Origin of the sequence: Robertmurraya phoenicis, from assembly GCF_047302285.1 — a bacterium.
GTDB lineage: Bacteria > Bacillota > Bacilli > Bacillales > Cytobacillaceae > Robertmurraya.
Map to the genome: position 1 here is coordinate 1966965 of NZ_CP154845.1, position 13933 is coordinate 1980897.

Annotated in this window: 12 protein-coding genes; 11 read left to right on the plus strand and 1 reads right to left on the minus strand. The window is 38.0% G+C overall.

The features are described from left to right. Positions 1-229: 229 nt before the first annotated feature. From AA0X71_RS09710 to AA0X71_RS09730, 5 genes are read left to right on the plus strand one after another with little or no spacing between them, the layout of a single operon-like run. Complete coding sequence (locus AA0X71_RS09710; protein WP_413361658.1) at positions 230-2359, plus strand: hydantoinase/oxoprolinase family protein; 2130 nt, start codon at positions 230-232, stop codon at positions 2357-2359. Beyond that, entirely contained in the window at positions 2328-3980 is a 1653-nt protein-coding gene (locus AA0X71_RS09715) for a hydantoinase B/oxoprolinase family protein (RefSeq protein WP_413361659.1), read from the plus strand. Before AA0X71_RS09710 ends, AA0X71_RS09715 begins: the two co-directional genes overlap by 32 nt. A gap of 51 nt (positions 3981-4031) precedes the next feature. Then, positions 4032-4766: a 5-oxoprolinase subunit B family protein gene (locus AA0X71_RS09720; protein WP_413361660.1), complete on the plus strand. Its 735-nt coding sequence runs from the start codon at positions 4032-4034 to the stop codon at positions 4764-4766. Beyond that, positions 4754-5707 carry a biotin-dependent carboxyltransferase family protein gene (locus AA0X71_RS09725; protein WP_413361661.1) on the plus strand — a complete coding sequence of 318 codons (954 nt, stop codon included), beginning with the start codon at positions 4754-4756 and terminating at the stop codon, positions 5705-5707. Before AA0X71_RS09720 ends, AA0X71_RS09725 begins: the two co-directional genes overlap by 13 nt. Before the next feature lie 40 nt (positions 5708-5747). Further along, positions 5748-6515 carry a LamB/YcsF family protein gene (locus tag AA0X71_RS09730; protein ID WP_413361662.1) on the plus strand — a complete coding sequence of 256 codons (768 nt, stop codon included), beginning with the start codon at positions 5748-5750 and terminating at the stop codon, positions 6513-6515. Between the two features lie 76 nt (positions 6516-6591). On the opposite strand, the gene AA0X71_RS09735 is transcribed toward AA0X71_RS09730, so the two are convergent. Further along, positions 6592-7344, minus strand: a complete 753-nt coding sequence (locus AA0X71_RS09735; protein ID WP_413361663.1) for an IclR family transcriptional regulator — start codon at positions 7342-7344, stop codon at positions 6592-6594. Positions 7345-7571: 227 nt separating this feature from the next. Here AA0X71_RS09735 and AA0X71_RS09740 point away from each other — a divergent pair, with 227 nt between their 5' ends. The 6 genes from AA0X71_RS09740 (at position 7572) to AA0X71_RS09765 (ending at position 13891) form a co-directional block, all read left to right on the plus strand. Further along, on the plus strand, positions 7572-8594 hold the full coding sequence (locus AA0X71_RS09740) for a TRAP transporter substrate-binding protein (RefSeq protein ID WP_413361664.1): 1023 nt from the start codon (positions 7572-7574) through the stop codon (positions 8592-8594). Positions 8595-8734: 140 nt separating this feature from the next. After that, on the plus strand, positions 8735-9289 hold the full coding sequence (locus tag AA0X71_RS09745) for a TRAP transporter small permease subunit (protein WP_413361665.1): 555 nt from the start codon (positions 8735-8737) through the stop codon (positions 9287-9289). 39 nt (positions 9290-9328) lie between these two features. Further along, positions 9329-10627 (plus strand): TRAP transporter large permease, encoded by a 1299-nt coding sequence (locus tag AA0X71_RS09750; protein ID WP_413361666.1) that lies wholly within the window; start codon positions 9329-9331, stop codon positions 10625-10627. Between the two features lie 42 nt (positions 10628-10669). Continuing rightward, positions 10670-11632 (plus strand): 2-hydroxyacid dehydrogenase, encoded by a 963-nt coding sequence (locus AA0X71_RS09755; RefSeq protein ID WP_413361667.1) that lies wholly within the window; start codon positions 10670-10672, stop codon positions 11630-11632. Between the two features lie 24 nt (positions 11633-11656). Next, the gene (locus AA0X71_RS09760) at positions 11657-12877 is read left to right on the plus strand and encodes a pyridoxal phosphate-dependent aminotransferase (protein WP_413361668.1); all 1221 of its coding nucleotides are present in this window, start codon (positions 11657-11659) and stop codon (positions 12875-12877) included. Positions 12878-13024: 147 nt separating this feature from the next. Next, complete coding sequence (locus AA0X71_RS09765; RefSeq protein WP_413361669.1) at positions 13025-13891, plus strand: 5'-3' exonuclease; 867 nt, start codon at positions 13025-13027, stop codon at positions 13889-13891. Positions 13892-13933 lie beyond the last annotated feature (42 nt).

The following is a 13933-nucleotide window of genomic DNA, read 5'->3' on the forward strand; positions in this document are numbered from 1 at the left end:
ATGGGCTAAGAACCGTTGCCTTTTGTTTGCTTAGGTTGAAGTGATGCCATTTTGAACCAGTCTATTTCGCAGATCAGTTCTGAAAATATATAAAAGGTTTGTCAGAATATTTAACACAATCATTTACATTCTGTCTTTATCAACCTACAATTAAAATAATTCCATTTTTAAGAATTGGTATACCGAATTTCGGAATATGAGAGTTTGTTCAAAAAAGGGAGGTTCGAACTTGAGTAAAATTAAGGTTGGTATCGATATTGGAGGCACATTCACGGATCTTGTGTTTTTAGATGAAGAAGGAAATCGCTATTATGGAAAAACATTAACAACATATCCTGATCCTTCTAATGGTTTTTTAAATGGATTAGAACAATGTTTACAGAAATATGGGTTTAAATACGAAGATATATCTTCCATCGTTCACGGAACCACATTAGTGATCAATGCCCTTATTGAGCGTAAAGGAGTGAAAACCGCGTTAATTACAACAAAAGGGTTTAAGGATCAATTGGAGATAGGAACGGAAAGCCGATACGACCTTTATGATTTATTTTTAGAAAAACCAGAACCATTAGTACCAAGATTTTTGCGCTATACTGTTACTGAACGACTGCTTTCGAATGGGGAGGTTCTAACAGAATTAGATGAAATGGAAGTAAAAATGGTTTTTGAAGAACTACAAAACCAGCAGGTAGAAGCTGTTGCAGTCTGTCTACTACACAGTTACAAAAATTCTGTTCATGAGAAAAAAATTCGAGACATTGCAAGTGTTGTCGCTCCTGAAATGATCGTTTCGATTTCCTCTGAAGTGTCGCCGGAAATACGGGAGTATCAACGAACTTCCACAACTGTTGCAAATGTTTATGTAAAGCCATTAGTAGAAAAGTACTTAAAAAGATTAGAAAACGAATTACAAACGAAAGGATTTGAAGGGAAGTTTCATATGATGCTTTCTGGTGGGGGGACATGTACGATTGAAACAGCTTGTCAGTATCCAATCCGTATTTTAGAATCAGGTCCAGTAGGCGGTGCTATGAATGCTGTTTTTTATAGCAAACTTTCTGATATTTCAAATCTTTTAGTCTTTGATATGGGCGGTACTACGGCAAAAGCAAGCATGGTTGATCGTGGAAAAGCGCTTATTACGAATGAATTCGAAGTGGCACGTTCCCATCGTTTTGCTAAAGGAAGTGGAATTCCAGTTAAAGTTCCTGTAATTGAAATGATTGAAATAGGAGCTGGCGGTGGAAGTATTGCTTATGTAGATGAACTGGGGCTTTTAAAGGTAGGGCCAGAAAGTGCTAGTTCTCAACCAGGGCCTGCCTGTTATGGACAGGGTGGTAAGAATCCCACAGTAACAGATGCTGACCTTGTTTTAGGATATTTGAATCCAGACTACTTCTTAGGTGGGGAAATGAAGCTGGATAAAGAGGCGGCAATTACGGCGATTGAAGAGAAAGTGGCAAAGCCTTTAGGGATTTCAGTTGTTGAAGCTGCTTGGGGAATCCACCGAATGGTCAATGAAAATATGGCGAGTGCGGCGAGGATTCATACGGTCGAAAAAGGGAAAGAAATCGGGAATTATTCCATGTTTGCCACAGGGGGAGCCGGTCCTGTACATGCTAGTAATGTTGCGTCTATTTTAGATTTGAAAGAGGTAGTATTTCCAGCAGGCGCAGGTGTAGCATCGGCGTTCGGCTTCTTATCGTCCCCGATTGCTTTTGATTTTGTTAGAAGTTATCATTCCAAGTTAACGAGCATTGATTGGAATCATGCGATGAAAATATTAAATGAGATGGAAAGTGAGGGAGAAAAGTTACTTTTAGAATCTGGCATTAAGAAAGAAGCAATCGAAATTGTCCGCACTTGTGAAATGCGATATGTGGGACAAAGTCATGAGATAAGTGTTCCTATTGCCAATGGGGAACTAAATGAAAATTCGCTGGAAAACATGAAGAAGAGTTTTGAAGAAAAATATGAGGAGCTATACTCCGAATCAAATAAAAGCTTTGCGATTGACACGTTGAATTGGAGAGTAGTTGTAAAGGGACCTGAGCCAAAAATTTCATTGCATTATACTTTTGCTCCGACTAAAGATATGATTAATGCAAAGGGAGAGCGAGAGGTTTACTATGGTGAATATAATGATTACCACTTAACATCAGTATACAGACTTTCTGATTTTCGTAATGGCCATATGATCGAAGGTCCTGCGATTATTGAGGATGTTGAATCAACTTTAGTGGTTAGTCCTGGGTTCAAAGTGACAGCTGATCCATTTGGGAATTTATTGTTAAAGAAAAAGGGCATAGAAGGAGGTATACAGAGTGGCGAGCAGTTGCAAAAAGACTATGCTTGATTCCGTTCAAGTGAAAATTATGTGGAATCGATTAATTACCATTTTAGAAGAACAAGCAAAAACGTTAATTCGCACCTCCTTTACGAGCATTTTAGCAGATTCAGAGGATTTGTCTGCAGGATTATTTGATACAAAAGGAAATATGATTGCCCAAGCAAATACAGGAACACCTGGGCATATTAACACGATGGCAATTGGGGTTAAACACTTCCTCGAAAAGTTTCTACCTCATTCTCTAAACCCTGGGGATGTACTGATTGGAAATAATGCATATGAAATTTCAGGTCATTTGCTGGATTTAACGATTGTCACACCAGCTTTTTATAAAAATAGATTGGTAGGTTTCTTTGCTTCAACTTGTCATACAGCCGATATTGGAGGAAGGGGGTATAACCCTGAAGCCGATAGTATTTTTGAAGAAGGGTTACAAATCCCTTATATGAAGTATTATGAACAAGGAAAGCTAAATGAAACGCTACAGAGTATTATTGAAATGAATGTCCGTGCTCCATATGAAGTATTGGGTGATTTAAAAGCACAGGTGCTTGCAAATGAAGTTGCAAGCAATCGATTAGTTGAAATGTTGGAAGAGTTTCAATTAGAGGAAATTGACACGCTAGGCGAAGAGATTATGAACCGCTCAGAAAAAGGAATGCGTCAAGCGATTTCAAAGGTTCCTGATGGAGTTTATGAAAATGAAATTTATACAGACGGGTTTGATGAACCGATTAAATTGAAATGTACTGTTACCGTGGCTGGTGATGAAATCACTGTTGACTATGGAGGATCTTCACCTGCAAGTTCAAAGGGGATTAACGTTTCGGTATATTATGTAACAGCTTATACAACATACGTACTAAAGGCGGCTATTGCTTCGAATATTCCTAATAATGAAGGGAGCTTCCGGCCAGTTCATGTATCTGCACCAAAAGGAAGTATTGTCAATGCAGAGCCGCCTGTTCCGACGGCTGCGAGGCATGTGATCGGACATTTTGCTCCTGAATGTGTATTGGGTGCTCTTTCTCAGGCGATACCAGAACGAACAATTGCAGAGGGTGCTTCCTCCGTTTGGAGCTTACCGATTAGTGGTGCAGGATTTACGACTACCCCATTTACGGCAGGTGGAATGGGAGCAAGACCAAATAAGGACGGTTTATCGGCAACGGCCTTCCCATCTGGGATAAGGGGAGTGCCAATTGAGATTATTGAAACAACGAGTCCTGTTGTCTTCCTCCAGAAAGAGCTTCGAGTAGATTCTGGTGGAGCAGGGAAGTTTAGAGGCGGTTTAGGGCAAACGATTGAATTTACTGTCCGAACGGATAAACCTTGGACGTTCGCAAGTATGATAGACAGACTAAATAATGGAGCAAAAGGATTGCAAGGAGGAAAATCAGGAGCTAAAGCAGAAGCTTATATTAATGGAAAGAAAGCGACACGTTCAAAGGCGATGTATAAATTAACTCCTGATGCAGTTATTAAATTACAGCTACCAGGTGGTGGTGGATATGGAAATCCAGCAGAGCGAGAGAAAAGTTTAATATCTCGTGACGTCAAAAATGGATATATTACACCTGAAGCAGCGCTAAAGGATTATGGAGTAAACGTAGATCTAGATTCATGATTTCATCAGGATCAAGTCTCTATTTTTCTAGCAATCATGGAGGTGGTGTGAATGGAAGTGTTGGATAAAACCGTTACGTATACAGTAAGGAGAATGGGTGAGAGAATTATCACTCTTACCTATCCCCAAGAGATTTCAAATGAGATTCGTTTCCAAATTAAGTATTATCATGATCTTTTTCACACCATTCCTCTAACCGGTGTGCTTCAAGTCATCCCAGCTATGAACACAATCTCGATTCGCTACAATCCACTTATCATTACTGAATCAGAAATACTTGATTTTATCGAAAACCATCCGCCTCGTAAAGAGGAGAACCATGCTATGACTTCTAGAAGGGTGTATGTTCCTATCGTTTTTGGTGATGAGTACTCTTTAGATTTAAATGAAATAGCGAATAAATGTGGGCTCTCACGAGATAGAGTGGTAGAAAAAATGATTGATCGAGATTTCTATGTTTATCTTACAGGCTTTATCGCAGGCACACCTTATATCGGAGAAATTGATGCTGATATTGCTTTACCGAGACGAGCTATGCCCAGGTTGAAAGTGTCTGAAGGAAGCATAGCGATTGCTAACAATATGTGTACGATCTACACAATTGAAAGTCCTGGGGGATGGAATATTATCGGGTGGACCCCAATGAAGCTCTTTAATGCATTCAAAAGCATTCCTAACACGGCAAATATGGGAGATTGCATTCACTTCAAAAGAATAACACCAGAAGAAGCAAAACACTGGGATGATAATAGGCAAGAAAAGTGGGATCACCAATGGAATCAATAACAATTGAAAAAAGTGGAATGTTGACAACTATCCAAGATTTGGGACGTGAGGCGTACCAGTCATACGGAATTTCCATTGGTGGTGCGATGGATAAATGGGCATTTAGAATCGGCAACATTCTCGTTGGAAATGATGAAAACACAGCAGCCATTGAATTCGCTTTAATAGGACCTAAATTAAGATTTCATGGAGAGGGATATTTGGCGATCACTGGAGCAGACTGTTCCCCTAAATTGAATGGGGAGAAACTAGCGATGTGGAAGGTGATTCATGTTGAAGATGGGGATATTTTATCCTTTGGGCGTAACAAGGATGGTTGTTATACGTATGTGGCCATTGCCGGAGGAATTGATGTTAATGAAGTATTAGGAAGTAAGTCGACATCTTTACGTGCAGGATATGGAGGGTACGAAGGCAGAACATTGAGACAAGGGGATCGTATCGTTTGTAGGAATGATGAACACCGTAAATTTTTGAGATTAAAAGGAAGAAAGCTTCGTCATGATCGGATTCCAACATACCAGAAAAAAAATGTCGTTCGCTTTATTTGGGGTCCTCATGATGACTACTTTGGGGATAAGACGAAAAAGAGTTTTACCTCTAAACCATATAAAATATCAAAGGATTCGGATCAAATGGGCTATCGATTAGAAGGCGAGAAGCTCGATCGCATCATTAATACAGACATTTTAAGCTATTATATATCTCCTGGTGCCATCCAGATTCCTCGAGATGGATCTCCTATTCTGTTAATGCCTCATTGCGGCATGTCAGGAGGCTATACTGTAATTGGTACAGTTATTGAAGTAGATATGCCTTTTGCTGCTCAAAAGAAACCAAATGAGACGGTTATATTCGAGCCTATTACGGTTGAGGAAGCAATATTAGAATTCAAGCAGCAAGAAAAGTGGATCAATATATTAAAGCTAAATAATTTATAACCAATTAAGCGATTGCATGAAGGAAGGGGCTTGTCAAAACATGACCATTAAAATTGATATATGTTCAGATTTAGGTGAAGGATACGGACGCTACGAATTAGCAAATGATGAAGCGCTAATGGAAATCATTTCTTCTGCCAATATCGCCTGTGGCTTTCATGCGGGTGATCCTCGAACGATCCAAAAATCGGTACAATCAGCGCTTAAAACGGGAACGGGAATTGGTGCTCATCCTGGATTTCCAGATCGCGTCGGATTTGGCCGAAGGGATATGACATTAAGCTATGAAGAGGTTTATACGGACGTGCTTTACCAAATAGGCGCAGTTTATGCGTTTGCAGAAGCAAATGGAGCCAAACTACAGCATGTAATGGCTCATGGACAATTGCAAAATATGGCGCAATTTAATGAAGTTTATGCAGAAGCGATCACAGATGCAGTCTATAATTTTGATCCGAATACAATATTAATCTGTTTGCCTGGGAAATTATTGAAAATGGCAGAAAATAAAGGTTTAAAAGCGGCAACCGTTATTTTTGCTGATCGTCGCTACAATGACGATACATCATTAGTATCAAGAAGAGAAAAAAACGCCGTCATAACAGATGAGAATGAAGTCATAGAAAAGGTGCTGGATTTAGTGATCCGTAAGAAAGCAACATCGATAAATGGAAAAGAACTTGAAATTGTCGGGGATACGCTACTACTTCATGGGGATACTCAAGGTTCTCTTTCGCTTGCAAAGAAAATTAAAGAAGCGTTGTTAGACGCAGGAGTTGAAATAAGCCCGCTAGGAAAATGGCTCTAGAGTATTAAGCTAAGTAATAAAGAAACAGCCATTCATGCTAAAGATGTAAGCAAAGCATGAATGGCTGTTTTTGTTTTTATACAAGGCTTTCATATCCCAGTTTAGCGGAAAGTTCCTTTGCTGTATCTTTAACCTTTTCGATCACCGTTGGGGTTTTCTCGTCCGTGAAATGAGTATGCAACCCAGCAACGGATAATCCCGCTATTATTTTTCCTTTATGATTAAAGATCGGTGCAGCGATGCCGACTCCAAGATTTTGAATCTCTGATAAGGAGTAACAATATCCCTTTTTCTGAGCTTCTTCTAACGAACGAAGAAGTTCATTTTGATCGGTAATCGTATCATCAGCGAGCTTCTTCAGAGTAGTTCTTGCTAAGTATTCTCTTATTTCATCCTCGCCTAAGTATGCAAGGATGATTCTAGATGGTGCTCCGGCGTAAAGGGGCGTTCGTTCTCCTATTTTAGAACGTATCTTTACTGGCTGGTCAGATTCGATCGAAGCAATGTTGATCGATTCATCTCCTTCTCGGACCGTTAAAATAATATTCTCGCCAATTTGTTCGTAAAGCGATTTCATAAATGGGTAAGCAACTTTGTGAATGTCGAGTCTTTCTAACACCAGTTGTCCATATTTCAAAAAAAGTAGACCCAATTGATAATGGCCTTCTTCATCCTTTTCGAAGAATCCGATTTCTTCAAACGTTTTTACTACTCGATGGATGGATGTTTTTGGTTTTCCAGATAATTCTACCATTTCGTTTAAACTTAGTTTTGGATATTTTGTAAAAAGATTTAAAATATCCATCGATTTAATAACCGTCTTATTCATTTCTTCATCTCCTACCTATTTGGCTTTTGTGTAACGAAACTTACAAACAAAATTATGAATATTCAAAATCTGTGTGAGATTATCTAACATATTCGTTGTTTCATTCTGATTATTCATATAATATCGCATTATACCAAATATTAGAATAGGTATTCGTAAATTTGGAACAAGAAATAGTGAGGGTAGCAATTTTTTAGAAAACAATTATATTTTGATGGAGGTAGAAGATGAGAAAATTTGGTTTGATGGTAAGTATATTACTCTTGGTATCTAGTATTTTAGCTGCGTGTGGAAGTAGTGGACAGTCATCTTCTGGCTCTAGTGAATCCGTTACTTGGCTTGTCAATTCTGGTTACCCAGAGAGCAATCATATTGGGCAAGGAATTGTATCATTTAGTAATAAGGTCAATGAAGCAACTGACGGAAAAGTTAAATTTGAACTGCGACCTGATGGACAATTAGGATATGAAGGTTCTGAAATGTTAAAGGTGGTACGTGACGGAACGGTTGAAGCATCGGACGTTCTTTTGGGAAGTGTAGCTGGAGACGAGTCACTGTACGGACTAACAACATTACCGTCACTATTTCAAAATATGGAGGAAGCAAGAATATTATTTGATATTGCCCGTCCTTATTTTGAAAAAGTAGCAGAAGAAAAATGGAATCAAAAGTTACTTTATATCGCACCATGGCCATTATCAGGCTTCTGGACAAAAAATGAAGTAAAAACTTTAGATGATTTGAAAGGCTTGAAAATGAGATCATTTGATGAAATGAGTACTCTAGCCGTTCAAGCGGTTGGTGGTACGCCTGCACCATTGGCATTCAGTGAAGTTTATTCTGCTTTATCGACAGGTGTAATTGATTCCGTTTTAACTTCGTCTGTATCTGCAGTAGATGGGAAGTTCTGGGAAGTGTTAGGGTATCATGTCCCAGCTGGGGTATTGGCAGGTTCAAATGCTCTCACGATTAATTTAGACAAATTTAATTCATTAGATAAAGAATCACAAGATGCCATTTTACAGGCAGCCAAAGAAGTGGAAGAAGAGATTTGGAACGAAGTGAAAGAAACAGATGAAGAAATGCTTTCTACTGTGAAAGAGAATGGAATCACGATTTTAGAACCTAGTGACGAGTTACTGAGTGATATTGGTGAAGCAACGAAGAGTATTAGAGAAGATTGGTTAAAAACGGCTCCAGATGAAGCAAAGGAAATAGTTGAAAAATTCTATGAGGCAGTAGGTAGATAACTGATAGGCAGCCGTTAAATAACCATTTTAACGGCTGATATTTTTAAAGTCATTATTTTCAGAATTGGTTAACAACCCCCGTTTTGATACTGAACGGCTCTTATTTCTTAATGGCGAATCCTACTTAGGAGGAATAGATTATGGAAAGTTTTGTGAAGATGGTTCATCAAATCAATAAATTTTTTGCAAACATAGCAGGAGTTCTCATGATTTTGAGTGTCGTTTTGATTATTACAGAAACGATTGTTCGAACCGTTTTTAATAGCACGATTTACATCACATCTGAATACACCGGATATTTTCTTGTAGCCATGACCTATTTAGGACTTGCTTATACATTAAAAGAGAAAGGACATATTAAGATGGCATTTCTTTATAAAGTCCTAAAAGGAGAAAAAAGTCGTATATGTTTAGACTTATATACCTATATCGTAGGATTAGTTGCCTTCTCTATCATTTTGGTTGCCACTTTTCAGTTCTTTATGGATTCAGTGGTTTCAGGTACACAATCGATGCAAATTTCAAAAACCTATTTGATGATACCGCAATCGATTCTTCCAATTGGATCATTATTAATGATTTTACAGTTTTTATCTGAAATTATCCTATCTCTACAAAAGTTAAAATCGGGAAACATCAAGCAGGTCGAAGAGGCCAAAAGTGAGTTTGATGAGTTTGAAGTATTAGGTCGATAACAAGGATTATTATTCTTTAACGTAAGGGGTGCATCAAAGATGGGTGTAGGAGTTATATCTTTAACGATATTAGGACTGTTGATTTTGTTTTTAGGAAGTGGTATTTGGGTAGGTCTTTCACTTTTTCTAGTGGGTTTCTTTAGTTTCCTGTTTTTCACCGACACCCCTGCATTAAATGTTTTAACCAATATTTTATGGAACGAAACAAACAGTGCCACGATGGTTTCTCTGCCACTATTTATTTTTATGGGAGAGCTTCTTTTCAGAAGTAATATTAGTGTTAATTTGTTCAAAGGATTAACTCCATGGATGTCCTTTTTGCCTGGAAGATTACTTCATGTCAATGTCGTGGCAAGCGCCTTGTTTGCGGCAGTTAGTGGCTCATCTGCTGCCACTACTGCAACGGTTGGGAAAATCACCATGCCGGAGCTGACGAAACGAGGCTATAATCCTTCGCTAAGTATTGGCAGTCTTGCAGGAGCAGGAACTTTAGGTTTTTTAATTCCTCCAAGTATGCTGATGATCGTTTATGGGATTTCTGCAAATGTAAGTATAGGTCAATTGTTCATTGCTGGTGTTATTCCTGGTTTTTTGTTGGCAGTAGCATTTGGAAGTTATATCATCATTCGATGTCTACTTAATCCAACTCTTGCACCAAAAGGGGATACTTTTACGTGGTCAGACCGTGTAAAGGCACTTCCTCTTATTGGACCAGTCATCCTTTTAATGGCTTTGGTTTTAGGAAGTATTTATTTAGGATGGGCTACGCCGACAGAGGCAGCAGCAATTGGGGTAGCAGGAGCGCTCATCATAGGAGTTCTTACAAAAAGCTTAACAAAGGAAAATTTTTGGGATGCTGTTATCGGATCGATTAAAACAAATTGTATGATCATGCTAATCGTGATTGCAGCTGCTTACGTGTCAGTGGCCGTTGGATATTTAGGTCTTCCGGCAAAATTAACTGAATTTATTGGTACGCTTGGTCTGTCAAAATATGAACTCATTATCATTTTGGTCATCATGTATATTATTCTTGGTTGTATTTTGGATGGATTCTCGATGATTTTAATGAGTTTGCCATTAGCATTACCTTTAATTACAGCGGCTGGTTTCGATCCACTATGGTTTGGGATTTTCTTAATCATCTTAATTGAAATTGCACAAATTACCCCACCGGTTGGATTTAATCTGTTTGTTATCAATGGGCTCACGGGTATCAACGTTGGGAAAATCGCCAAATACAGCCTTCCATCGTTTGTCATTATGTTAGTAATTGTTGTGGTCATTACCGCTATTCCTGAAATCGTAACATTTATTCCAAAATTAATGGTGGGATAAATCTGGATGGAATCATCAAAGAAGCACGGAGGAGAGAGAACAGTGAAAATATTATTAATGCTTCGTGATCCTTTTTATGAAGCGTATCCTGCATTCATTGAAGCGGTCAGCTTGATAGGTGAAGTGAAGACTCTTTATCCTGATAGTGGGATTGAAAAAGAAGAGATCATAAAAGAGATCGCAAATACTGATATTTTAGTTGTGGCTAAGGTGAAAATTGGTAAAGAAGTGATAGATGCGGGACCGAGGTTAAAATACATCATTAAATATGGTGCAGGATATGACAATATTGATATTGACTACGCAAACCAGAAGGGAATCGCTGTTACAAACTCTCCTGGACAAAATGCAGAATCGGTTGCAGATAATGTATTTGGTTTAATGTTGGCTGCATCAAGGAAAATAACAAAAAAAGATCATGAAATGAAGCATAATCAGTGGGAATTATCGGTGGGACATGAGATTTATAAGAAAAAGCTAGGGATTATTGGATTTGGTGCTATCGGTAAGGCAGTAGCGCGAAGGGCAAAAGGTTTTAGTATGGAAACGATCGCTTATGGTCATTACCTTGATACGCTTGCAGCTAAAGAATTAAATGTTTGTTTTGTAACATTAGAAGAACTTTTAGAGACTTCTGATTACATCATTATTTCTACTGCATTAACAGAAAGAAACAAAGAGTTGATTAAAAAGGATACAATTCGTTTGATGAAATCATCTGCATATATCATCAATGTTTCTCGTGGTGGATTAATTAATGAGATTGATTTAATAGATGCCTTACAAAATAAACAAATTAAAGGTGCTGGATTGGATGTCTTTTCTGCTGAGCCTCCTCAAAATGAGTTGCCGCTATTAGACAATGTGGTCGCTACTCCGCATATTGGTGGTGCAACCTATGAAGCATTGGAGAGGATGGCAGATGTCACCATTGCTAATATTAAAAGATTTTTAGCTGGTGAAGAATTACTTTACAGAGTTTATCCTCGAGAAGTAATTAAATAGAATTTGAAAAATAGGAGAGAAGTTATGAATTCGAAGTTATCACAAAGGGCAGCCAATGTAGAAGGCTCAAAAACCTTAGAGTTAACGATGAGAGCTAGAGATATGCGGAAGCAGGGAATCGATATTTGTATTTTCGGGTCAGGGGAACCAGATTTTGATACCCCTGAACATATTTGTGATGCGGCTATTTCGGCGATTAAGGATGGACAAACAAAATATACTCCTGCAGGTGGGATCATGGAGCTTCGTCAAGCCATTAGCGATAAGCTGAGGGAGGAAAACGGTTTGAATTACTCTCCTACTCAAATCGTTGTATCTGCTGGAGCTAAACATTCATTATCAAACATTTTTTTAACCGTTTTAAACCCTGGTGATGAAGCGATTATTCCAGTTCCAGCTTGGCTTAGTTATTGGGAACAGGTTAAACTCGCAGGAGGTATTCCCAATCTAATAAAGACAAAGTCAGACAATGAATTTAAACTTACCCCTGAAGAATTAGAAAGTGCAATTACAGCAAAAACAAAGATGGTATTATTGACTTCTCCCGTTAATCCAACAGGTTCTGTTTATAGCCGAAGCGAGTTAGAAAAGCTTGCTGAAGTTATTGTCAAACATGATCTCATCGTTATTTCAGATGAAATTTATGAAAAGCTGATTTACGATGGGGAAGAACATGTAAGTATTGCAAGCCTTGGTCAGGACATATTTGAGCGAACCATTGTCGTAAACGGTTTTTCTAAAGCTTTTGCGATGACAGGATGGCGAATGGGCTATGCTGCTTCATCCCCTGAAATTGCGAAAGCGATGTTTGATATTCAAAGTCATTTGACTAGTAATCCTACAACCTTTGTTCAAATTGCCTCCATTGAAGCTTTAAAAGGCAGTCAAGAGCCTGTGGAAAAAATGCGAATCGAGTATGATCTGCGGAGAAAACGTATCGTAGAATTGTTGCGAGAAATACCAGGACTAACATGCCCTATGCCAAAAGGAGCTTTCTATGTATTTCCTAGTATGGAAGGATTGATTGGAAAACAAGCTTTTGGAGTGACCATTGACAGTGACGACATCTTATGTAAATTATTGTTAGAGCATGCGAAAATACTTATCGTCCCTGGTAGTAGCTTTGAAATGGAAAATTATGTTCGCCTGTCGTACGCTACAGACATGGAAACGATAGAAGAAGGAATGAAGCGATTTAAAGAGTTTGTCGTAGATCATGTTGAAGAGCATACTCCAATCTCATAAGTACCTAAAAGGAACATTTTTAAATGGAATATACATGTCAAATAATTCCCTACATCATATTTACATCACACAATCAGTGCTTATGTAGTATAATTAAACTAATTTGCTTACTACAATGAGTTAATTTGAAAAAGGGGAGTTAGAATTTTGACAAATAAACATTTAATGTTAGTAGACGGGATGGCACTCTTATTTCGTTCATTTTATGCTACTGCTGTAAACAATTATTTCATGATAAATAGCAAAGGGACACCAACGAATGCCCTTTTTGGATTCGTCAAGCATTTATTTGCTGCAAAGGATCAATTCAATCCTACTCATATTATTTGTTGTTGGGATATGGAGGGGCCAACGCATAGAGCGAAACTTTTTCCAGATTACAAGGCTAATCGTTCTGAGGCTCCATTAGAACTTTTACCTCAATTCAGTTTAGTAAAGGATTTGGTGTCTTCATTAGATATTCCAAATGTTGGGATTAAAGGGTATGAAGCAGATGATTGCATCGGTACGATCGTAGATGAATTGAGCAATGATACGAAAATTACCGTTGTCACTGGAGACAAAGACTTGCTACAAATCATAAATAATCATGCCTCTGTTGCGATATTGAAGAAGGGGATTGGCAATTATGATGTATTTACAGTAGATAAGTTTGTTGAAGATTATGGGATCCTTCCAAGCCAATTTAGTGATGTTAAGGCGTTAATGGGTGATTCATCTGACAATTATCCTGGAGTAATGGGAATTGGAGAAAAAACGGCACTTAAATTAATAAAAGAATTTAAATCCATAGACGGATTATTAGAAAATCTTGATAAATTAACTAAAGGGCAAAAAACAAAGATTGAAAAAGATCTACAGAGTCTTGAACTTTCAAGGGTATTAGCAAAAATACACAACCAGGTACCGATTGAATACAACTTAGAGCATTCAGAACTGAAGATAGATAGAAGTAAAGCAATGAATATGTTTGAAGAACTAGAGTTCAAAGGATTAGAAAAAGTAATTAGTTAATTAAGCTTTTTAGGAAGAATCGAGAACGATAATAAAAGACTG